Genomic DNA, 21,949 nt, shown 5'->3' on the forward strand with positions numbered 1-21,949 from the left:
CTTATATAGCCACATCCAGAAAGCCTTGATGTTGAGCCAGCGCATGCGGACTGAACACCAACCATGGTTGTTCACGTTGGAACAGGCCATGGATGAAAGGCTGAATGGACGCTTCGAGCGCTGGAAGCTGTTCGGTGAAGGTATCCACCGGGAAGTGCTGCATGCCGAATACTTCATCGACCGTCAGCCCGGCGAACACGTCCTGGTGATCGACCACCAGCACACGCCGCTGCTTGCGCAGGGGCGACAGCTCGGAGCCGAAGAATCCACACAGATCCATGACCGGCAATAACCGGCCACGTACGTTGGCAACACCCTTGACCCAGCTCTTTACACCCGGCAGCAAGGTATAGCGTGGCTCGTGCAGGACCTCACCAATCTCGCCCATCGGTGCGACGAAGAATCGCTCGCCCATGCGAAAACCGATGCCGCTCCAGAACTGCACCGCTTGTTGTTGCGATGGCAAACCGGCAGCCAGCACACGGCAGCGCTGATCGATTTGCACGAGGAGCTGAAAGGGAGACTGAGCGTCCGACATGCCGGCCCTGGCCTTTGTTGTTATCGAACTACGGACTGGCGCGGCATCAGCCGGCCAGCACCGCATTCAGGGTTTTCATCAGGGTGTCTTCATCCACCGGCTTGGTCAGGTAATCGCGCGCGCCCTGGCGTTTGCCCCAGACCTTGTCGGTCTCCTGATCCTTGGTGGTAACGATGATGACCGGGATATGGCCAGTGTCGGCATCCTTGGTCAGTTGGCGGGTTGCCTGAAAGCCGTTGAGGCCCGGCATGACGATATCCATCAGGACGGCATCGGGTTTTTCCTGACGCGCCAGCGCGACGCCGTCGGCGCCATTTTCCGCCTTGAGCACCTGATGGCCGTGCTTTTCCAGCATGGCGGTCAGCTTGTACATCTCGGTCGGCGAGTCATCAACAATCAGAATACGAGCCATGGTGTTCCCCATACGCAAAAAGGCTTAACCGGCCAGGCCGGAAATCAGGAGGCTTGTTCCACCGGAGTGAACTCGGGGACATGCGCCTTGATCGCACCGAGAAGCTCTTCTTTGCTGAAGGGCTTGGTCAGGTACTGGTCAGAACCGACGATTCGGCCTTTGGCCTTGTCGAACAGACCGTCCTTGGAGGACAGCATGATCACCGGTGTGGATTTGAAAGCACTGTTGTTCTTGATCAGGGCGCAAGTCTGATAGCCATCGAGACGCGGCATCATGATGTCAACGAAGATGATGCTCGGATGAGTATCGGCAATTTTGGCCAGTGCATCGAAGCCATCAACTGCCGTGATGACCTCGCAACCGACCTTCTTCAGCAAGGTTTCGGCAGTGCGACGAATCGTCTTCGAATCGTCGATCACCATCACCCTCAAACCCTCGGAATGCTGTTCCATGTGTGCCCTACCATCGCCTCGGTGAGTCATTGTTCTTACGTTATACAGTGTGCCTGAGGCCCTGCCACCGACGGGCTGCGACCCAATCATCGGGCCTTTTTAGCACACTCTCCAGATGCAAGCCATAAGCCCCGAACATGTAGGGTTTTTCTTGACCGGCAGGGTCGCCAGCGCCACCCTTGCGCATCTCAGTATGGCCGCCAAGGCCCTTTCTTGCCGGAATCACGGTGCGGAGGTTTTACCCCGATGAGCGTTCGCCTGGGGATCGTCATGGATCCCATTTCCCAGATCAGCTTCAAGAAGGACAGCTCGCTGGCCATGCTTCTCGCCGCCCAGGCCCGTGGCTGGTCGCTCTTCTATATGGAGCAGCGCGACCTGTATCAGAACGCCGGCCAGGCCCGCGCCCGCATGCGCCCACTGCGCGTTTTCGACAACCCCCAGCAATGGTTCGAACTGGACGCCGAGCAGGACAGCCCGCTGGGCGAACTGGACGTGATCCTGATGCGCAAGGACCCGCCCTTCGACAACGAGTTCGTCTACTCCACCTACCTGCTGGAACGTGCCGAAGCCGACGGCGTCCTGGTGGTCAACCGCCCCCAGAGCCTGCGCGACTGTAACGAGAAGCTCTTCGCCACGCTGTTCCCCCACTGCATGCCGCCCACCTTGGTCAGCCGCAGGGCCGACATTCTGCGCGAGTTTGCCGAAGCGCAGCGTGACATCATTCTCAAACCCCTGGATGGCATGGGCGGTTCGATGATCTTCCGCCACCGCGCCGGAGACCCCAACCTCTCAGTGATCCTGGAAACCCTGACCGCCCACGGCACCCAGCAATGCATGGCGCAAGGCTACCTTCCAGGCATCAAGGACGGCGACAAGCGCATCCTGATGATCGATGGTGAGCCGATCCCCTATTGCCTGGCGCGTATCCCGGCGCAGGGCGAGACCCGCGGCAACCTGGCCGCTGGCGGTACGGGCGAGGCGCGACCGCTGACCGAGCGTGATCGCTGGATCGCCGCCCAGGTCGGTCCGGTACTGCGGGAAAAGGGCCTGCTGTTCGTCGGCCTCGACGTAATCGGTGAGCACCTCACGGAAATCAACGTGACCAGCCCAACCTGCATCCGCGAGATCGACAAGGCCTTCGACACGCGCATTGGTGAACGCCTGATGGACGCCATCGACGGCAAGCTCAAGGCCCGCCAGGCCAAGCCACAAGTTTGAAGCAGCTAGCAGCTTTGGACGCGAGGCTTGCAGCGTGAAGGCCGGAGTCGGCAGACTGCGCGGCACTTCGAACCCTGCCGACCCAAATTCTGTCGACCCACGATGAACGCAGCCAGTACCCCGCCCGAACGGCTCAGCGCCGGTGTCCGCCCAGCGGACCGGCTGGGCTTCACCCTGCTCATCGCCTGCGTGCTGCACCTGGCACTGATCCTCGGGGTCAGCTTCACCGTGATCAAACCCGGCGACCTGAGCAAGACCTTGGAAATCACCCTGTCCACCTTCAAGAGCCAGGAAAAGCCGAAAGAAGCCGACTTCCTGGCCCAGGATAACCAGCAGGGCAGCGGCACGCTGGAGCACAAGGCGGCGCCGAAGACCACCGAGCAGGCCGTGTTTCAGGACACCGAGGTCAAGCGCGTCACCCCGCCCACCGCGCCACCGCCCGCACAACGCAAGGAAGCGCCAAAGGCCGCCATCGCCACCCACGCGCCGCAAAAGGAAAAGACTCCGACCAAGCGCGAGGAAACCAAGGCTACCCTAGAAGCGCCGCCGGCACCGGTATTCGACAGTTCGCAACTGTCCTCGGAAATCGCCAGCCTGGAGGCCGAACTGGCCCAGGAACAGCAGCGCTACGCCAAACGCCCGAAGATCCACCGCCTCAACGCCGCCTCGACCATGCGCGACAAGGGCGCCTGGTACAAGGACGAATGGCGCAAGAAGGTCGAGCGCATCGGCAACCTCAACTACCCGGATGAGGCTCGGCGCCAGCGCATCTACGGCAGCCTGCGTCTATTGGTGTCGATCAACCGCGACGGCAGCCTGTATGAAGTACTGGTACTGGAGTCTTCCGGCCAGCCGACCCTCGATCAGGCCGCCCTGCGCATCGTCCGCCTGGCAGCGCCATTCGCGCCGTTCAGCGGCGATCTGTCCGAGTTCGATCGTCTGGAAATCATTCGTACCTGGCGCTTCGAACGCGGCGACCGACTTTCCAGCCAGTAGGCAAAGCCGGCGCATGCAACCCTCCGGCGCAGGCATTGGGCCTGAGTTTTCACCCTGACTTGACGCTTATGGCTTGTAGCTTCCGTCTAGCTCCATGACACTACCGCCATGAACGACGTCGCTACCTCCCTCAAGCACCACTTTCTGATTGCCATGCCGCACATGGCCGATCCGAATTTCGCGCAAACCGTAACCTACCTGGTCGAGCACAACGAACAGGGCGCCATGGGCCTGGTGATCAACCGTCCCACGGGCCTCAACCTGGCCGAAGTACTCGAACAGCTGCGCCCCGATGACACCCCGCCCGCCCTGTGCCAGAGCCTGCCGATCTTTTCCGGCGGCCCGGTGCAGACTGATCGCGGCTTTGTCCTGCACCCTGCGGGCCCGACCTTCCAGGCGACCCTGGAGCTCGGCGAACTGGCCCTGTCCACCTCGCAGGACGTGTTGTTCGCCATTGCCGAAGGCAGCGGTCCGGCGAAACACCTGATTACCCTCGGCTATGCCGGCTGGGAAGCCGGGCAACTGGAGCAGGAACTCGGCGATAACGCCTGGCTGACCTGCCCGGCGGACAACGCCATCCTCTTCGATCTGCCGTTCGACCAGCGCCTGAACGCCGCTGCCGCCCTGCTCGGTATCAACCTCAGCCTGCTGACCGCCCAGGCCGGGCACGCATGAGCACCACCAAACCGCTGCGCCTGCTGCTCGGCTTCGACTACGGCACCAAGCAGATCGGCGTTGCCGTCGGCCAGGTCATCACCGGCCAGGCCCGCGAGCTGTGCGTGCTCAAGGCGCAAAATGGCGTGCCGGACTGGCAGAAGGTCGAACGCCTGATCAAGGAATGGCGGCCGGACGCCATCGTCGTTGGCCTGCCGCTGAATATGGACGGCAGCAAAAGCGAGATGAGCGACCGTGCGGAAAAATTCGCCCGGCGCCTTAACGGCCGCTTCAACTTGCCGGTGCATACCCACGACGAACGCCTGACCACCTTCGAAGCCAAGGGCGAGCGCCTGGCCCAGGGCCAGCGCGGCGGTTACCGGGAAAACCCGGTCGACGCCCTGGCCGCCGCCTTGTTGCTGGAAGGCTGGCTGGCCGAACACCCTTCGACCTGATTGCGAGAGACCCTGACATGGCCCTGCCCAACCCTGCCGAACTGCTGCCACGCATGGCCAGCGAGCTGACCAGCCTGCTGCAGCGCCGTGGCATCGACCAGCCCCACTTCATCGGCATCCGCACCGGCGGCGTCTGGGTCGCCCAGGCCCTGCTCGAACAACTGGGGCTGGACGTACCGCTGGGCACCCTGGACGTGTCCTTCTACCGCGACGACTTCACCCAGAACGGCCTGCACCCGCAGGTGCGCCCGTCCGAGCTGCCGTTCGAGATCGAAGGCCAGCACCTGGTACTGATCGACGACGTGCTGATGAGCGGACGCACCATCCGCGCCGCACTCAACGAACTGTTCGACTACGGCCGCCCGGCCAGCGTGACCCTGGTCAGCCTGCTCGACCTGGACGCCCGTGAACTGCCGATCCATGCCGACATCCTCGGCGCAACCCTCGCCCTGGCCGGCAACGAACGGGTAAAATTGCTCGGCCCAGCGCCGCTCGCCCTCGAGCTGCAAACCCTTTCCGCTTCCTAGCCAAGGCCCGCCCCATGCCTACCGATGCCAAGCGCTCGCTACAGCTCAACGACCAGGGCCAGTTGCGCCACTTCCTCTCGCTCGACGGCCTGCCTCGCGAACTGCTGACGGAAATCCTCGACACCGCCGACTCCTTCCTCGAGGTCGGCGCCCGCGCAGTGAAGAAAGTCCCGCTGCTGCGCGGCAAGACCGTGTGCAACGTATTCTTCGAGAACTCCACGCGCACCCGCACCACCTTCGAGCTGGCGGCCCAGCGCCTGTCCGCCGACGTGATCAGCCTCAACGTCTCGACCAGCTCGACCAGCAAGGGCGAGACCCTGTTCGACACTTTGCGCAACCTCGAAGCCATGGCCGCCGACATCTTCGTTGTGCGCCATGCCGACTCCGGCGCCGCGCACTTCATCGCCGAACATGTATGCCCCAACCTGGCGATCATCAACGGTGGTGACGGCCGCCACGCACACCCGACCCAGGGCATGCTCGACATGCTCACCATCCGCCGCCACAAGGGCGGTTTCGAAAACCTCTCGGTGGCGATTGTCGGCGACATCCTGCATTCGCGGGTGGCGCGCTCGAACATGCTCGCGCTGAAAACCCTGGGCTGCCCGGACATTCGCGTGATCGGGCCGAAGACCCTGCTACCGGTGGGCATCGAACAGTACGGAGTAAAGGTCTACAGCGACCTGGCCGAAGGCCTCAAGGATGTCGACGTGGTGATCATGCTGCGCCTGCAGCGCGAGCGCATGCAGGGCGGCCTGCTGCCCAGCGAGGGTGAGTTCTACCGCCTCTACGGCCTCACCGAGCAGCGCCTCAAACTGGCCAAACCGGACGCCCTGGTGATGCACCCGGGGCCGATCAACCGTGGCGTGGAAATCGAATCGGCCGTGGCCGATGGCCCACAGTCGGTGATCCTCAACCAGGTCACCTACGGCATCGCCATCCGCATGGCCGTGCTGTCCATGGCCATGAGCGGGCAGACCGCCCAGCGCCAACTGAATGCCGAGGAGCAGAACTGATGCGTACCCGTATCCTCGGAGCCCGCGTGATCGACCCGGCCAGCGGCCAGGACCAGGTCCGCGACCTCTACCTGGACAGCGGCAAGATCGCCGCCTTCGACCAGGCACCGAGCGGCTTCGTCGCCGACCGCGATATCGACGCCCGTGGTCTGATCGCCACCCCGGGCCTGGTCGACCTCGCCGTGGCCCTACGCGAGCCGGGCTACAGCCGTAAGGGCAACATAGCCAGCGAGACCCTGGCCGCCGCCGCCGGTGGCGTCACCAGCCTGTGCTGCCCGCCGCTGACCAAGCCGGTGCTGGACACCCCGGCAGTGGTCGAGCTGATCCTCGACCGCGCCCAGGAGGCCGGGCATACCAAGGTCTTCCCCATCGGCGCCCTGACCAAGAACCTCGGCGGCGAGCAGCTTGCCGAGCTGGTTGCCTTGCGTGACGCTGGCTGTGTGGCATTCAGCAACGAACTGGCGCCCTTCGCCAACAACCGCACCCTGCGCCGCGCACTGGAATACGCGGCGACCTTCGACCTGACGGTGATCTTCCACGCCCAGGATGCCGACCTCGCCGACGGTGGCCTGGCCCACGAAGGCGCCACCGCCAGCTTCCTCGGCCTGGCCGGGATTCCCGAGACCGCAGAAACCGTGGCCCTGGCCCGCGACCTGCTGCTGGTCGAACAAAGCGGCGTCCGCGCCCACTTCAGTCAGTTGACCAGCGCCCGCGGCGCCGAGATGATCGCCGCCGCCCAGGCCCGTGGCCTGCCGGTCACCGCCGATGTGGCGATGTACCAACTGATCCTCACCGACGAGTCGCTGCTCGGCTTCTCCAGCCTTTACCACGTGCAGCCACCGCTGCGCACCGCCTTCGACCGCGATGGCCTGCGCGACGCAGTGAAGAGCGGCGTGATCGGCACCATCGCCAGCCACCACCAGCCTCACGAGGCCGACGCCAAGCTGGCGCCGTTCGGCGCCACCGAGCCAGGCATCAGCAGCGTCGAACTGCTGCTGCCACTGGCATTGACCCTGGTTCAGGACGGCCTGCTCGACCTGCCCACCCTGCTCGCTCGCCTCAGCGCCGGCCCGGCCAAGGCCCTGCGCCTGCCAGCCGGACGTCTGGCCGTCGGCGCCCCCGCCGACCTGCTGCTGTTCGATGCCGAAGGCCAGACCCTGGCTGGCGAAACCTGGTACTCCAAAGGCGGCAACAGCCCCTTTATCGGCCACTGCCTGCCAGGTCGGGTGCGCTACACCCTGGTGGATGGACGCATCAGCTTCCAGGGCTGAGCTCCAAGGCCCGGCCAGTACATCTGGCTGGCCGGGCCTTGTGTCGTCTTTTCGTGGGAGCGGGCGGAGATGCCTAGTTCCTGCCAGCGAAATCAAGAGCACAAAGGCTTCGCGGGCATGGCCCGCTCCCACTAAGCCCCAGAGCCGGGCCGACATTTGATTCGTGTCGTGACACCAGCACTTTCGACCTATCGCCCAACCGCTACCACGGATGCACTCCGGCACCACGTTGGTCTGATGGAATCGGCCCGTCGTTCGCGTTGAGATGGAGCACTCGACAGGCCCGTGCCAGCTCAGCCATGAACAACCTCTATACCTACGCCAGTGCCATCCTGCGCACCCACAGCCGCGTGCAGATCGTTGCGCAGACGAGCGAAGAGCAGCATTGGCCGGACGAGGGTTTCGAGGTCTATCGGCAGTCCATCACCTATCACTTCGACAATGGCGCCGTGGTCCAGCGCGCCATCGAGCAGGACAGCGCGCCCTCTGACGCTGCGTGTGGCGAGTGCTGGATTTCCTACACGGTCCTGCAGCACCCGCAGGGCGCAACCATAGAGCCGCCGCAACGGCACTTCGACAACGCCTGCCGCGAGCGACGCTGGCTGACCGCCCATGGCCGCTCGCACGATAACCAGGCCTGACCACCTATTCAGCCATAGCGCGCATTGCATACGGACACCTGGTTGTTCAGCGTCCAGAAGTCGTACAACACGCCCAGACCGCAAAAGCCGAGCGTCACCAGATAGAGGATCCCGGTGATCCACTTGCCCTGGTACATACGGTGCACCCCAAAGGCGCCGAGAAAAGTCAGCAGAATCCAGGCGATGTTGTAGTCGAGCGGCCCGGCGTTGAAGCGCAGGTCGGCTTCCCGATCCATGCTGGGGATCAGGAACAGGTCGATGATCCAGCCAATGAACAGCAGGCCGAAGGTAAAGAACCAGATGGTGCCGGTCACCGGCTTGCCGTAGTAGAAACGGTGCGCGCCGAGGAAACCGAAGATCCACAACAGGTAACCGATGATCTTGCTGTGCGTGTCGTGCTGCTGCATGTGAACTCCTTGTCTCTGTATTCAAATCCGCAAACCGCAACCACTGATCGCAAGGCCTCTTGCGCTCGTTGATCAATCATCAAATACTGTATGTAAATACAGTATTTGAGCAATCATGGAACTCATCGACAAGCTTAGCGTGCTCGCCGACGCTGCCAAATATGACGTGTCCTGCGCCAGCAGTGGCGCGCCTAAGCGCGATTCGCGGGGCAAATCCGGGCTGGGCGCGACCAACGGTATGGGCATCTGCCACAGCTTCACCCCGGACGGGCGCTGTGTCGCCCTGCTGAAGATCCTGCTGACCAACTTCTGCCTGTACGACTGCCAATACTGCGTCAACCGCCGCTCCAGCGACGTACCGCGTGCCCGCTTCACCCCAGAAGAGGTGGTGACGCTGACCCTGGATTTCTACCGGCGCAACTGCATCAGCGGCCTGTTTCTCAGCTCCGGCATCATCCGCTCGGCCGACTACACCATGGAGCAACTGGTGCGGGTCGCGCGCCTGCTGCGCGAGGAGCACGAGTTTCGGGGCTACATCCACCTCAAGACCATACCCGATGCGGCGCCGGAGCTGATCGAGCAGGCCGGTCGCTACGCCGATCGGCTCAGCGTGAACATCGAGCTGCCCACCGAAAGCAGCCTGATCCGCCTCGCTCCGGAAAAACGCCTCACCCCGATCCGCCAGGCCATGGGCACCATCCATCAAGGCGTCGAGCAAGCTCGCGAGGAGACACGCGGACCAGCCTTCGCGCCAGCCGGGCAGAGTACCCAAATGATCGTCGGTGCCGACGACACCGACGACCGCACCATCCTGCAGACTGCGCAGACGCTGTACGGTGCCTATCGCCTCAAACGCGTGTACTACTCGGCGTTCAGCCCGATCCCGCAAAGCCCGAAAAGCGTGCCGTTCCAGGCACCGCCGCTGTTGCGCGAGCATCGCCTGTACCAGGCCGATTTCCTCCTGCGTGGCTATGGTTTCAGCGTGCAGGAACTGATCGCCCTGCCAGGCAACCTGCCGCTGGATATTGACCCCAAACTGGCCTGGGCGCTGGCCAACCGCGCGCTGTTCCCCCTGGACCTGAACCAGGCCGAGCCGGCCCTGATCGCCCGCGTACCGGGCATCGGCGTGCTCAGCGCGAAACGCCTGGTGGCACTGCGCAGCGAACGGCGCATCCGTTACGCCGACGTGGTGCGCCTGCGCTGCGCCATGGACAAGGCCCGGCCCTTTATCGTCACCCAGGACTACCGCCCCCAGCAGGCCACGGTGGAGTCGGCGACGCTACGTCGCCAGCTCAGCGAAACACCCGCGCAAATGGCCCTGTGGTGATGCACAACATCCATTTCGACGGCAGCTTCACCGGCTGGCGCGCTGCCGCACGTCGATTGCTGCACCTAGGCATTCCTCCGTACGCGGTCAACTGGCAACACCAGCAGGCCGCTCCGGACCTGTTCGACCAACTGGCTGACGAACAGGGCTCCGGCACGGCGGTGACGATTGCCGTCCCCAGGGAATTGCCGGCATTGCTTGAACTCGCCGCGCGTTTTCGTGCCGATGACCGCTGGGCGCTGCTCTACCGGATTCTCTGGCGCGTCAGCCAGGGCGAGCGGGCCGCCATGCTGTCGGGGGATATGGACGGTAGCGTGCTGCACCGGCGCATCAAGGCCGTGCACCGCGAGGTACATCATCTGCATGCCTTCCTGCGTTTCCAGCCTCGTGGGGCCGGCACCGAGGTGCCCGCCTTCGTCGCCTGGCACGAACCGGCCCATGACGTGCTGGATATTGCAGTCGAGCATTTCGCCGAACGCATGGGCAACAGCACCTGGTTGATCGCCACACCGGATGGCGCGGCGCTCTGGGATGGCCAGCAGATACGCCTGCTGTTTCCTTGCCCAGAGGAACTGAGGGTACTGGCGCAACAGTCACCCGACACCTCACCGACCCTGTGGCAGACCTACTACAGCAGCACCTTCAATCCGGCACGGCTGAACCCGAGCGTGCTGGAACGCAGCATGCCGGTACGTTTCTGGAAACACCTGCCGGAAGGGCCACTGATCCCGCGCCTGATGAGTCAGGCACGAGCGGGCGCGCAGGTCGATGGTCAGGCCGAAGCCGTGGCGGCCAGGGCCGGCAAGCGCATTCGTACGCAGCCGACTCCGGCGAATGAGGTAATCAGCGGAAGCGACGCCCGCCCGGTTCCTCGTCACTGACCTCCAGCGACAGCCCCTGGCTCATGCTGGTCAGGTGGTCACCGTCGGTTTCCGAGCCCAGCTTGATCATCAGGCGCAGGTCGTTGGCCGAGTCGGCGTAGAGCAGCGCATCTTCGTAAGTGATCTCGCCCTGGCTGTAGAGGTTGTACAGCGCCTGGTCGAAAGTCTGCATGCCCATCTCGGTCGAGCGCTTCATCAGCGACTTGAGCTCGTGCACCTCGCCCTTGCGGATCAGGTCAGCGGCCAGCGGGGTATTGATCAGCACCTCGATCACCGCGCGACGACCCTTGCCATCCGGGGTCGGCACCAGTTGTTGGGCGACGATGGCCTTGAGATTGAGCGAGAGGTCCATCCACACCTGGTTGTGGCGGTCTGGCGGGAAGAAGTTGATGATCCGGTCCAGCGCCTGGTTGGCGTTGTTGGCGTGCAGGGTCGCCAGGCACAAGTGGCCGGTTTCGGCGAAGGCCACGGCATGGTCCATGGTCTCGCGGGTGCGGATCTCGCCGATCAGGATCACGTCCGGCGCCTGGCGCAGGGTGTTCTTCAGGGCCACCTCGAACGACTCGGTATCGATACCCACTTCGCGCTGGGTGACGATGCAGCTCTGGTGCTGGTGGATGTACTCGATGGGGTCTTCGATGGAGATGATGTGGCCGCTGCTGTTCTTGTTGCGGTAGCCGATCATCGCTGCCAGCGAGGTCGATTTGCCGGTGCCGGTGGCGCCGACGAACAGCACCAGGCCACGCTTGGTCAGCGCCAGCTTCTTGAGGATCTCCGGCAGCTTGAGGTCTTCCAGGGTCGGAATGTTGGTCTCGATGCGACGCAGCACCATGCCGGCGAGGTTGCGCTGATAGAAGGCACTGACGCGGAAGCGGCCCACGCCACGGGCACTGATGGCGAAGTTGCACTCATGGTTTTCCGTGAATTCGCGGCGCTGCGCCTCGTTCATCACCGAGTGCACGGTTTCCCGCGTCTGCTCCGGCGACATGGCGTTCTTGGTGACCGGCATGATCTTGCCATTGACCTTCATCGACGGTGGCACACCGGCGGTTATGAACAGGTCGGAACCACCCTTTTCCACCATCAGACGCAGCAGCTTTTCGAATTCCATGGTTTTCTCACCTATCGGATGCAAGCCCTGGCTCGACACACTTCAGCTATCGCCCGCCAGGGAAGGCCCACGCAACACTATCTTCGCGCGGGCAAATGGCCGGAATATTTCCGGCCTGTGATTAGAAGTTTTCCGGTGTCTTGGCTTTTTCTCGTGCCTGTTCGCGGCTGACCAACCCTTTGGCAACCAGCCCCTTGAGGCACATGTCCAGGGTCTGCATGCCCAGCGAGCCGCCGGTCTGGATCGCCGAGTACATCTGCGCGACCTTGTCTTCGCGAATCAGGTTACGGATCGCCGGGGTGCCGATCATGATTTCATGGGCCGCTACCCGACCACCTCCGATCTTCTTCAGCAGTGTCTGCGAGATAACCGATTGCAGGGATTCCGAGAGCATCGAGCGGACCATGGACTTCTCTTCGGCGGGGAACACGTCGACCACGCGGTCGATGGTCTTGGCCGCGGAGGTGGTGTGCAGGGTGCCGAATACCAGGTGACCGGTTTCCGCGGCAGTCAGCGCCAGGCGGATGGTTTCCAGGTCGCGCATCTCACCCACCAGGATGATGTCAGGGTCTTCACGCAGTGCCGAGCGCAGGGCTTCGGAGAAGCCGTGGGTGTCGCGGTGCACTTCACGCTGGTTGACCAGGCATTTCTTCGATTCGTGAACGAATTCGATGGGGTCTTCGACGGTGAGGATGTGGTGATATTTGTTGCTGTTGATGTAGTCGAGCATCGCCGCCAGGGTGGTCGACTTACCCGAACCGGTCGGCCCGGTCACCAGCACCAGGCCACGCGGCACGTCGGAAATCTTCTTGAAGATCTCGCCCATGCCCAGGTCTTCCATGGTCAGCACCTTGGAAGGAATGGTCCGGAACACCGCACCGGCGCCACGGTTCTGGTTGAAGGCGTTGACCCGGAAGCGCGCCACGCCCGGCACTTCGAAAGAGAAGTCGGTTTCGAGGAACTCCTCGAAATCCTTGCGCTGCTTGTCGTTCATGATGTCGTAGATCAGCGCGTGGACCTGTTTGTGATCCAGCGCCGGCAGGTTGATCCGCCGTACATCGCCATCAACCCGAATCATCGGCGGCAAGCCCGCCGAGAGGTGCAGGTCCGACGCGCCTTGCTTGGCACTGAAGGCAAGCAGCTCGGTAATATCCATGGGACTCCCCAATCACATGCAAGCAGGTAGAATGCCGCAAACCCCTGACGGGCGGGCTATAGAGCGCGAGTAATGTCCACGATAGCAGAGAATATTGCAAAGGTTCGCGCACGTATCCGTGAGGCGGCGCATGCCTCGGGGCGAGAGAATGCAAGCATTGGCCTGCTCGCCGTGAGCAAGACCAAACCCGCCGCCGCCCTGCGCGAGGCGCATGCTGCCGGTGTTCGTGATTTTGGCGAGAACTACCTGCAGGAAGCCCTGGGCAAGCAGGGCGAATTGACCGATCTGGACTTGATCTGGCACTTCATCGGCCCCATTCAATCGAACAAGACCAAGCTGATCGCCGAGCACTTCCACTGGGTGCACTCGGTGGATCGCCTGAAAATCGCCGAACGCCTGGCCGCGCAACGCCCCGCCGGTCTGCCGCCGCTGAACATCTGCCTGCAGGTGAATGTCAGCGGTGAAGCCAGCAAATCGGGCTGCACGGCGGACGAGCTGGCTGCACTGGCACAGGCGGTTACACAACTGCCACACCTGAAACTGCGCGGATTGATGACAATTCCCGAACCGACCGACGACCCCGCCGAACAACACGCCGCCTTCGCCCGCCTGCGGGCATTGCGCGACAGCCTGGGCCTGGACCTCGACACCCTGTCCATGGGCATGAGCCATGACCTGGAGGCCGCCGTCACCGAAGGAGCGACCTGGGTGCGCGTCGGCACGGCCCTGTTCGGCGCACGCAACCCGCTTGAGACACGCAACGCAGACCCGGCCTGAACGGCACGGACACCCTGAATCGAAGGAATCATGAGATGAGTCACCCACGCATCACCTTCATCGGCGCCGGCAACATGGCCGCCAGCCTGATCGGCGGCCTGCTCGCCCAGGGCATCCCGGCCAGCCACATCCGCGCCAGCGATCCAGGCGCCGAGCAACGGGCAAAAGTCGCCGCCGAACATGGCATCGCGCTGTTCGAGAGCAATGCCGAAGCCGTCACCGGTGCCGATGTCGTGGTGCTGGCAACCAAGCCGCAAGTACTCAAGCAGGTCAGCCAGGCCCTGGCACCGAGCCTGAACGACGGGCAACTGATCGTCTCCATCGCTGCCGGCATCAGCTGCGCCAGCCTGGCCAACTGGCTGGGCGCCGAGCGCGCCATCGTGCGCTGCATGCCCAATACCCCGGCGCTGCTGCGCCAGGGTGCCAGTGGCCTGTACGCCAATGTCGCTGTCAGCGCCGCCCAGCGTGAACTGGCAGAGCAGCTGCTGTCCGCCGTCGGCCTGGCACTGTGGCTGGAGAACGAACAACAGATCGACGCAGTCACCGCCGTCTCCGGCAGCGGCCCGGCGTACTTCTTCCTGCTGATCGAAGCCATGACTGCGGCGGGTGAGAAACTCGGCCTGTCACGTGAGATCGCCGAACAGCTCACCTTGCACACCGCACTGGGCGCCGCACGCATGGCCACCAGCAGCGATGTCGACGCCGCCGAACTGCGTCGCCGCGTCACCTCGCCGAATGGCACCACCGAAGCGGCGATCAAGGCATTCCAGGCCGGCGGTTTCGAGGCGCTGGTCCAACAGGCGCTGGACGCTGCCGCACACCGCTCTGCGGAACTCGCTGAACAGCTTGGTAAATAACAGGAGTCTTCATGTCCGGATTATCGGAAGCCCTCATCTATATCATCCAGACGATTGGCAGCCTGTACCTGCTGATCGTTCTGCTGCGCTTCGTCCTGCAACTGGTACGTGCCGACTTCTACAACCCGCTCAGCCAGTTCACCGTGAAGGCCACGCAGCCGCTGCTCAAGCCACTGCGCAAGATCATCCCCGGCTTCGGCGGGCTGGACCTGGCGTCCCTGGTGCTGGCGATCCTCGTGCAACTGCTGCTGATGGTGGTCATCGTCACCATCGCTGGCGTCAACCCGGCCAGCATCGGCCTGCAACTGCTGGTATGGGCAGTCATCGCAGTCACCTCACTGTTCCTGAAGATCTTCTTCTTCGCCATGATCATCAGCGTGATCCTGTCCTGGGTCGCTCCCGGTAGCCACAACCCGGGCGCGCAGTTGGTCAACCAGATCTGCGAACCGATGCTGGCGCCGTTCCGACGCTTGCTGCCCAACCTCGGCGGCCTGGATATCTCGCCGATCTTCGCCTTCATGGCGTTGCACCTGATCGACCGTTTCGTCATCGGTAATCTGGCAGCGATGGCGCAGATGCCCAGCATCATCAGCCCTTTCCTCTGAGATGCCCTGGTATCGCTGGGATGGCGACGACCTGATCCTCGATTGCCATCTGCAGCCCAAGGCCAGCCGCGACGAATTTGCCGGGCTGCACGGTGAGCGCTTGAAGATTCGCCTCACCGCGCCGCCAGTGGAAGGCAAGGCCAATGCGCACCTGATGGCCTTCCTCGGCAAGGCGTTCGGCGTCGCCAAGAGCCAGGTCAGCCTGGAAAGCGGCGAACTGAATCGACAAAAACGCGTGCGCATCAAACGCCCGCAGACACTCCCGCCTCTGCCCGACCTGACTCGCCCAAATTGACCACTGAGTCACACCGGACAACCGTACGGTGCGAACAATCCATCAGGCCAATTGACGGCGGGCCTAACCCCCGCATAATGCGGGGATCTTCGGCAAAGCCATCGGCATTGTCGCGGAGTGAGCACGGCGCGCCCTGCAGTCCTTCTGCACAACCGCCCCCGACATTGCAGGATGCACAGCCGAGAGGGTCGCTGGATGAGCATGGAACGTCTCACTCAACAGGTCGATGCCTACGTGACCTGGAAGCGCGAGCTGATGCGCGAGATCACCCGCTACCGCAGCTGGCTGGCGCATAACCGCCTCGGCTCGGAGGCTGTGGACACTCGCCTGGAACGCGCCCTGCGCCTGCTGCGCACCGACCACATCACCCTGGCCTTCGTCGGTGAGTTCTCCCGCGGCAAGACCGAGCTGATCAACAGCCTGTTCTTCTCCGAATACGGCCAGCGCATGCTGCCATCTCAAGCCGGGCGCACCACCATGTGCCCTACCGAGCTGTTCTTCGACCCCAGCTCCGAGCGCTCCTTCATCCGCCTGCTGCCCATCGAGACCCGCACCGCGCCTGCCAGCGTGGCGCAGTTCAAGCGCATCCCGCGGCACTGGGTGAACATCCCGCTGGACACCAGCGACCCGGACAACATGGTGCAAGCCTTCGCCCAAGTGGCCAAGACCAAGCCCATGGCGGTGGAACAGGCAATCCAGCTCGGCTTCCACCCCGACATGCTGGAAAGTGCCGGCAAACCGGACCAGGTGCTGGTGCCGGCCTGGCGCCACGCCATGGTCAACTTCGACCACCCCCTGCTGCGCCAGGGCCTGCGCATCCTCGATACACCCGGCCTCAATGCACTGGGCAGCGAGCCCGAGCTGACCCTGTCGATGCTACCCAGCGCCCAGGCGATCATCTTCCTGCTCGCGGCCGACACCGGCGTCACCGCCAGCGACATGGCCATCTGGCAGCAGCATATTCGCCAGCTCGACGAAGACACCCAGTCCAGCCTGTTCGCCGTGCTGAACAAAATCGACGTGCTGTGGGACGACCTCGCCGGCGAAGACTTCGTGCAGCAGGCCATCAGCCAGATTCGTAACGCGACCGCCCTGCAACTCGGTATCGACACCGACAGCGTGCTGCCCCTCTCGGCCAAGCAGGCCATGCTGGCCAAGGTACGCAAAGACCCGGAGCTGCTCGAGCGCAGCCAGTTGGCCGCCCTGGAAAACCTGCTGTGCGAGCGCATCGTCACGCAGAAGGAGCGCCTCCTCGAAGAACGTGTGGTCAGGCAGGTCCTGGCGTTGCTCAACAACAGCCAGCACGTGCTCAACCTGCGCCTGGAAAAGGTCCGCGAACAGCAGGAGCTGCTGTCGACGCACCAGCAGGACAATGGCCAGATGCTCTTCGAACTGACCGCCAGGACCAAAGAGGACCACAGCCAGCACCACAAGCGCCTGCTTGGCCTGAAGACCAACCAGCGCCTGCTCAAGCGCCAGGGCGACCTGCTACTCAGCGCCGTGCGCCAGGAGAACCTCGACGAGCACCTGGCCAAGGTACGCCAGGGTCTGAGCGGCAGTTGGACGACGCTGGGCATCAACCAATCCATCCTGCAGTTCTTCCAGTCGGTGGAGCACGACCTCGGCAACCTCGCCCACGAAGCCGAGATGGCCAACAAGATGGTCGCCGCCATCTACCGGCGCCACAACGAAGAGAACCCACTACACGGGGTCGACGCGCCTCAGTTCAACAGCAAGCGCTACCTGCGTGAGTTGCAGCAACTGCGTGGCAAGGCCGATCAGTTCCGCCTGCACCTGAAGACCCTGCTGACCGAGCAGCGGGCACTGACCCGACGCTTCTTCGCCACGCTGGTCCAGGAGGTCATCGGGCTGCATCAGCGCCTGCACACCGAGGTCGCCCAGTGGGCCAACGATGCCCTGATGCCCTTGATGCAGCACACCCTGGAACACAAGCAACTGCTGGAAACCCACATGCTGCGGCTGAAGTCGCTGACCCAGGAAACCCAGCAGGCGCGTCAGCGCGGGCAACAACTGGGCCGCTATGTCGAAGAGCTGGAGGCGCAACTGCTCCAGGCAGGCGACATGCTCCGCGCCCTGCGCCGCCCCGCGCCCATCCAGCGTCAGGGCAAAGTCGTCACCCTGCCGGCGGCGTCGCGCTAAGCCGTATTGACGCCTGCCCGCCACACCGCTGGCGGGCTTGCAGCACAGGCCAGTACCGATGCGCCTGATCACATCGCCCCGCTCTGGAATGCAGGCATTTCAAGGCCTTGCCCATGACCTGCGTGCTTGCCGCAGGGGGCCTCGCTCTTTAGACTGCTGCACTTGTTTGATCACGAGCAGCATCGATGTCGACTGCCTTCCCCGAAGACTCCGTCGGTCTGGTCACCCCGCAGACCGCTCATTTTGCCGAGCCCCTGGCCCTGGTCAGTGGCCGCACCCTCGAACAGTATGAACTGGTCTACGAGACCTACGGCACGCTGAACGCCTCGGCGAGCAACGCCGTGCTGATTTGCCACGCCTTGTCCGGCCACCACCATGCCGCGGGTTATCACAGCCCGGATGACCGCAAGCCCGGCTGGTGGGACAGCTGCATCGGCCCTGGCAAACCTATCGATACCAACAAGTTCTTCGTCGTCAGCCTGAACAACCTGGGCGGCTGCAACGGCTCGACCGGCCCTGCCAGCCTCAATCCGGCCACCGGCAAGGTGTTCGGCGCCGACTTCCCGGTGATGACCGTGGAGGACTGGGTGCACAGCCAGGCCCGCCTCGCCGACCTGCTGGGCATCGCGCAGTGGGCTGCGGTGGTCGGCGGTAGCCTGGGTGGCATGCAGGCGCTGCAATGGGCCATCAGCTACCCCGAGCGCATCCGCCATTGCCTGTCCATCGCCTCGGCACCGCGCCTGTCGGCGGAAAACATCGCCTTCAACGAAGTGGCGCGCCAGGCGATTCTCACCGACCCGGATTTCCACGGCGGGCATTTCCAGGAGCGTGGCGTCATCCCCAAGCGCGGTCTGATGCTGGCGCGGATGGTCGGCCACATCACCTACCTGTCGGACGAAGCCATGGGCGAGAAATTCGGCCGCGGACTCAAGGCCGACAAGCTCAACTACGACTTCCACAGCGTCGAGTTCCAGGTCGAAAGCTACCTGCGCTATCAGGGCGAGGAGTTCTCCGGCCGCTTCGATGCCAACACCTACCTGCTGATGACCAAGGCGCTGGACTACTTCGACCCAGCCGCCGCCCACGACGGCGATCTGGTCAAGACGCTGATGGGAGTCAAGGCCGACTTCTGCCTGATGTCCTTCACCACCGACTGGCGCTTCTCCCCTGCGCGTTCGCAGGAAGTGGTCAAGGCGCTGGTCGCCGCCAAGAAAAACGTCAGCTACCTGGAAATCGACGCCCCACAAGGCCACGACGCCTTCCTCATGCCGATTCCACGTTATCGCCAGGCGTTCAGCAGCTACATGAACAGGATTGTGGTGTAACCATGCGTGCCGACCTCGAAATCATTCAGGACTGGATTCCCGCCGGTAGCCGCGTGCTCGACCTCGGCTGCGGCGACGGCGAACTCCTGGCCTGGCTGCACGAAAACAAGCAGGTCAGTGGCTACGGCCTGGAAATCGACCCGGAAAAGATCGCCACCTGCATCGAACGCGGGGTCAATGTCATCGAACAGGACCTCGACCTGGGACTGGGCAACTTCGCCAGCAACAGTTTCGATGTGGTGGTAATGACCCAATCGCTGCAAGCCCTGCACTTCCCGGACAAGGTGCTCGCGGAAATGCTGCGCGTCGGCAAGACCTGCATCATTACCTTCCCCAACTTCGGCCACTGGCGCTGCCGCTGGTACCTGGCGCGCAACGGGCGCATGCCGGTGTCGGACTTTCTGCCCTACACCTGGTACAACACGCCGAACATCCACTTCTGCACCTTCGCCGACTTCGAGCGCCTGTGCCGCGAGCAGAGCGCCAAGGTCGAAGAGCGCCTGGCCGTGGACCACGAACATCGCCACAACCTCGGCAGCCGGCTATGGCCTAATCTATTGGGTGAGATCGGCATTTATCGCGTCAGCGGTCCCGGCCTGGCCGATCACCGCATAGCCGTCTAACCGCCTGACGCCACCGGAGAATCCTCATGTCCCGTATCGCCTGCCTGCTAGCTTGCCTCCTGTTCGCCCTGCCCGCCGCCGCTGAACGCAAGCAGAGCTTCGCCGACCTGGATGTGCACTACAGCGTGTTCAATTCCAGCTTCCTGCAACCCGATATCGCCGCTGCCGCCGGCCTGACACGCAGCAAGACCGGTGGCGTGCTCAACGTCGCCGTACTCAAGGCCGGCAAGGGCACGCCCGCGCAAGTCAGCGGTCAGGTGAAGAACCTGCTCAGCCAGACCACCACCCTGACCTTCAAACAGGTCCTGGAAAATGGCGCGGTGTATTACCTCGCCGAGTTCCCGCTGCGCCAGCGCGAAATGCTGACCTTTACCCTGAATGTCCAGGTCGGTGATGCCGCCCCGCACAGCTTCACCTTCAACCAGGAAGTGTTCCCCGACGAATGATGCCGCTCACAGAACTCGTACTCGCCAGCCACAACGCCGGCAAACTCAAGGAACTGCAAGCCATGCTCGGCAATGCCGTGCGGGTACGCTCGGTCGGTGAATTTTCCTCGGTGGAGCCGGAGGAAACCGGTCTTTCGTTCATCGAGAACGCCATTCTCAAGGCGCGCAACGCCGCCCGCGTCTCCGGCCTGCCGGCGCTGGCCGATGATTCCGGCCTGGCGGTCGACGCCCTCGGCGGTGCGCCGGGCATCTACTCGGCACGCTACGCCGACGGCCAGGGCGATGCGGCGAACAATGCCAAGCTGCTGGCCACGCTGAAGGACGTTCCGGACGCACAACGCACGGCCCAGTTCGTCTGCTGCCTGGCCCTGGTGCGTCACGCCGACGACCCGCTGCCGATCATCTGCGAAGGCCTGTGGCACGGCAGCATCCTGCATGCCGCTCGCGGCGAACATGGTTTTGGCTACGACCCGCTGTTCTGGGTGCCGGAAAGCCGCTGTTCCAGTGCCGAGCTGGCACCTGCCGAAAAGAACCAGCTGAGCCACCGCGCCCGCGCCATGGCCCTGCTCAAGCAGCGCCTGGGTTTATGAACGACGCCCCCGGCCGCACAGGCGAGGGCCTGGTGTTGGCGACCGGGGGCTTCGAACTCCCGCCACTGGCGCTCTACATCCACATTCCGTGGTGCGTGCGCAAATGCCCGTACTGCGACTTCAACTCGCATGCTGCCGGCCCCGAGTTGCCGGAAGACGCCTATGTCGATGCGCTGCTGGCCGACCTGGAGGCTGACCTCGTTCATGTTCATGGCCGCTCGCTGACCTCGATTTTCTTCGGCGGCGGCACCCCCAGCCTGTTCTCGGCCAGGGCCCTTGGACGATTGCTTGAAGGCGTGGAGCGTCGCGTGGCGTTCGCCCCCGATATCGAGATCACCCTGGAAGCCAACCCCGGCACCTTCGAGCAGGCCAAGTTTCGCGACTACCGCAGCCTGGGCATCAATCGCCTGTCCATCGGCGTGCAGAGTTTCCAGGAAGCCAAGCTCAAGGCCCTCGGGCGTATCCACGACGGCAACGAGGCGATTCGCGCAGCCGACATGGCGCGCAATGCCGGCTTCGACAACTTCAACCTGGACCTGATGCACGGCCTGCCCGAGCAGTCCATCGACGACGCACTGTTCGACCTGCGCACCGCCATCGCCCAGCAGCCCACACACCTGTCCTGGTACCAGCTGACCATGGAGCCGAATACGGTGTTCTGGAGCCAGCCGCCACAGCTGCCCGAAGACGACCTGCTGTGGGATATCCAGGAAGCCGGGCAAGCCCTGCTGGCCGCCGAGGGCTACGCGCAGTATGAGATTTCCGCCTATGCCCAGCCCCGCCAGGCGGCGCGGCACAACCTCAACTACTGGACCTTCGGCGACTTCCTCGGCATTGGCGCGGGTGCCCACGCCAAGCTGAGCACGCCGGAGGGGCGCATCATCCGCACCTGGAAGACTCGCCTGCCCAAGGACTACCTTGATCCACACAAGGCGTTCCAGGCCGGCGAACGCTTGCTGGGCACAGACGAGTTGCCGTTCGAGTTTCTGATGAATGCCCTGCGCCTGAACGATGGCGTCGCTGCCGAGCTGTTCAGTCAGCGCACCGGATTGCCGCTGACGCGACTGGCCGAGGCCCGCCGTAACGCCGAGCAGCGCAAGCTGCTACTGACCGATCCGGCACGTCTGGCGGCCAGCCGCGAAGGGCAACTGTTCCTCAATGATCTGCTGCAGATGTTCCTCGACTGACAGCCGCAGCCCTGTTCCGGTA

26 protein-coding genes are annotated in these 21,949 nt (G+C 63.6%); 20 read left to right on the forward strand and 6 right to left on the reverse strand.

The features are described from left to right. Position 1: 1 nt before the first annotated feature. Genes ACWPW0_RS21120 through pilG form a run of 3 tightly spaced genes read right to left on the reverse strand, consistent with a single transcriptional unit; the run spans position 2 to position 1,402 of the window. On the reverse strand, positions 2-538 hold the full coding sequence (locus ACWPW0_RS21120; protein ID WP_447594789.1) for a chemotaxis protein CheW: 537 nt from the start codon (positions 536-538) through the stop codon (positions 2-4). Positions 539-584: 46 nt separating this feature from the next. Continuing rightward, entirely contained in the window at positions 585-950 is a 366-nt protein-coding gene (gene pilH / locus ACWPW0_RS21125) for a twitching motility response regulator PilH (RefSeq protein WP_447594790.1), read from the reverse strand. A 44-nt stretch (positions 951-994) separates the two neighbouring features. Further along, positions 995-1,402: a twitching motility response regulator PilG gene (gene pilG / locus ACWPW0_RS21130; RefSeq protein WP_447594792.1), complete on the reverse strand. Its 408-nt coding sequence runs from the start codon at positions 1,400-1,402 to the stop codon at positions 995-997. A 246-nt stretch (positions 1,403-1,648) separates the two neighbouring features. Between pilG and gshB the strand changes: the two genes are divergently transcribed. From gshB to ACWPW0_RS21170, 8 genes are all read left to right on the forward strand, one after another. Further along, positions 1,649-2,620, forward strand: coding sequence for a glutathione synthase (gshB, locus tag ACWPW0_RS21135; protein WP_454256461.1), 972 nt, complete (start codon positions 1,649-1,651; stop codon positions 2,618-2,620). Positions 2,621-2,722: 102 nt separating this feature from the next. Further along, entirely contained in the window at positions 2,723-3,616 is an 894-nt protein-coding gene (locus ACWPW0_RS21140) for an energy transducer TonB (protein ID WP_454256462.1), read from the forward strand. Between the two features lie 108 nt (positions 3,617-3,724). Continuing rightward, positions 3,725-4,291, forward strand: a complete 567-nt coding sequence (locus ACWPW0_RS21145) for a YqgE/AlgH family protein (RefSeq protein WP_447594798.1) — start codon at positions 3,725-3,727, stop codon at positions 4,289-4,291. Then, positions 4,288-4,725, forward strand: coding sequence for a Holliday junction resolvase RuvX (gene ruvX, locus ACWPW0_RS21150; RefSeq protein WP_454256463.1), 438 nt, complete (start codon positions 4,288-4,290; stop codon positions 4,723-4,725). Before ACWPW0_RS21145 ends, ruvX begins: the two co-directional genes overlap by 4 nt. Before the next feature lie 17 nt (positions 4,726-4,742). Next, positions 4,743-5,252: a bifunctional pyr operon transcriptional regulator/uracil phosphoribosyltransferase PyrR gene (gene pyrR / locus ACWPW0_RS21155; protein ID WP_447594802.1), complete on the forward strand. Its 510-nt coding sequence runs from the start codon at positions 4,743-4,745 to the stop codon at positions 5,250-5,252. Positions 5,253-5,266: 14 nt separating this feature from the next. After that, complete coding sequence (locus tag ACWPW0_RS21160; RefSeq protein WP_447594804.1) at positions 5,267-6,268, forward strand: aspartate carbamoyltransferase catalytic subunit; 1,002 nt, start codon at positions 5,267-5,269, stop codon at positions 6,266-6,268. Beyond that, positions 6,268-7,539, forward strand: coding sequence for a dihydroorotase (locus ACWPW0_RS21165; protein ID WP_454256464.1), 1,272 nt, complete (start codon positions 6,268-6,270; stop codon positions 7,537-7,539). The genes ACWPW0_RS21160 and ACWPW0_RS21165 overlap by 1 nt, the downstream gene beginning before the upstream one ends. Before the next feature lie 299 nt (positions 7,540-7,838). Further along, positions 7,839-8,180, forward strand: coding sequence for a hypothetical protein (locus ACWPW0_RS21170; RefSeq protein WP_454256465.1), 342 nt, complete (start codon positions 7,839-7,841; stop codon positions 8,178-8,180). An 8-nt stretch (positions 8,181-8,188) separates the two neighbouring features. Here ACWPW0_RS21170 and ACWPW0_RS21175 read toward each other — a convergent pair whose 3' ends face one another. Continuing rightward, entirely contained in the window at positions 8,189-8,587 is a 399-nt protein-coding gene (locus ACWPW0_RS21175; protein ID WP_454256466.1) for an NINE protein, read from the reverse strand. A gap of 115 nt (positions 8,588-8,702) precedes the next feature. Here ACWPW0_RS21175 and ACWPW0_RS21180 point away from each other — a divergent pair, with 115 nt between their 5' ends. Next, on the forward strand, positions 8,703-9,914 hold the full coding sequence (locus tag ACWPW0_RS21180) for a putative DNA modification/repair radical SAM protein (protein ID WP_454256467.1): 1,212 nt from the start codon (positions 8,703-8,705) through the stop codon (positions 9,912-9,914). Further along, complete coding sequence (locus ACWPW0_RS21185) at positions 9,914-10,795, forward strand: TIGR03915 family putative DNA repair protein (RefSeq protein ID WP_454256468.1); 882 nt, start codon at positions 9,914-9,916, stop codon at positions 10,793-10,795. Before ACWPW0_RS21180 ends, ACWPW0_RS21185 begins: the two co-directional genes overlap by 1 nt. Here ACWPW0_RS21185 and ACWPW0_RS21190 read toward each other — a convergent pair. Continuing rightward, positions 10,758-11,906, reverse strand: a complete 1,149-nt coding sequence (locus ACWPW0_RS21190; protein ID WP_447594816.1) for a PilT/PilU family type 4a pilus ATPase — start codon at positions 11,904-11,906, stop codon at positions 10,758-10,760. The genes ACWPW0_RS21185 and ACWPW0_RS21190 overlap by 38 nt on opposite strands. A gap of 121 nt (positions 11,907-12,027) precedes the next feature. Beyond that, complete coding sequence (pilT, locus tag ACWPW0_RS21195; RefSeq protein WP_447594818.1) at positions 12,028-13,062, reverse strand: type IV pilus twitching motility protein PilT; 1,035 nt, start codon at positions 13,060-13,062, stop codon at positions 12,028-12,030. 72 nt (positions 13,063-13,134) lie between these two features. Between pilT and ACWPW0_RS21200 the strand changes: the two genes are divergently transcribed. The 10 genes from ACWPW0_RS21200 to hemW all read left to right on the forward strand — a co-directional run bounded on the left by ACWPW0_RS21200 (position 13,135) and on the right by hemW (position 21,927). Beyond that, positions 13,135-13,839, forward strand: coding sequence for a YggS family pyridoxal phosphate-dependent enzyme (locus ACWPW0_RS21200; protein ID WP_454256469.1), 705 nt, complete (start codon positions 13,135-13,137; stop codon positions 13,837-13,839). Positions 13,840-13,874: 35 nt separating this feature from the next. Then, on the forward strand, positions 13,875-14,696 hold the full coding sequence (gene proC, locus ACWPW0_RS21205; RefSeq protein WP_454256470.1) for a pyrroline-5-carboxylate reductase: 822 nt from the start codon (positions 13,875-13,877) through the stop codon (positions 14,694-14,696). 11 nt (positions 14,697-14,707) lie between these two features. Continuing rightward, the gene (locus tag ACWPW0_RS21210) at positions 14,708-15,301 is read left to right on the forward strand and encodes a YggT family protein (protein ID WP_447594824.1); all 594 of its coding nucleotides are present in this window, start codon (positions 14,708-14,710) and stop codon (positions 15,299-15,301) included. A 1-nt stretch (position 15,302) separates the two neighbouring features. Then, a complete protein-coding gene (locus ACWPW0_RS21215) occupies positions 15,303-15,596 on the forward strand; it encodes a DUF167 domain-containing protein (RefSeq protein ID WP_454256471.1) in 294 nt (97 codons plus the stop codon). A 195-nt stretch (positions 15,597-15,791) separates the two neighbouring features. After that, positions 15,792-17,756, forward strand: a complete 1,965-nt coding sequence (locus ACWPW0_RS21220; RefSeq protein WP_447594828.1) for a dynamin family protein — start codon at positions 15,792-15,794, stop codon at positions 17,754-17,756. A 185-nt stretch (positions 17,757-17,941) separates the two neighbouring features. Then, on the forward strand, positions 17,942-19,081 hold the full coding sequence (gene metX / locus ACWPW0_RS21225; protein ID WP_447594830.1) for a homoserine O-succinyltransferase MetX: 1,140 nt from the start codon (positions 17,942-17,944) through the stop codon (positions 19,079-19,081). 2 nt (positions 19,082-19,083) lie between these two features. After that, positions 19,084-19,704 (forward strand): methionine biosynthesis protein MetW, encoded by a 621-nt coding sequence (metW, locus tag ACWPW0_RS21230; protein WP_447594832.1) that lies wholly within the window; start codon positions 19,084-19,086, stop codon positions 19,702-19,704. A 26-nt stretch (positions 19,705-19,730) separates the two neighbouring features. Beyond that, a complete protein-coding gene (locus tag ACWPW0_RS21235) occupies positions 19,731-20,150 on the forward strand; it encodes a DUF4426 domain-containing protein (RefSeq protein ID WP_447594834.1) in 420 nt (139 codons plus the stop codon). After that, positions 20,147-20,740 (forward strand): RdgB/HAM1 family non-canonical purine NTP pyrophosphatase, encoded by a 594-nt coding sequence (gene rdgB, locus ACWPW0_RS21240; RefSeq protein ID WP_454256472.1) that lies wholly within the window; start codon positions 20,147-20,149, stop codon positions 20,738-20,740. Before ACWPW0_RS21235 ends, rdgB begins: the two co-directional genes overlap by 4 nt. After that, positions 20,737-21,927 carry a radical SAM family heme chaperone HemW gene (gene hemW / locus ACWPW0_RS21245; RefSeq protein WP_454256473.1) on the forward strand — a complete coding sequence of 397 codons (1,191 nt, stop codon included), beginning with the start codon at positions 20,737-20,739 and terminating at the stop codon, positions 21,925-21,927. Before rdgB ends, hemW begins: the two co-directional genes overlap by 4 nt. The last annotated feature ends 22 nt before the right edge of the window (positions 21,928-21,949 follow it).

The organism is Pseudomonas sp. Marseille-Q8238 (assembly GCF_965111915.1).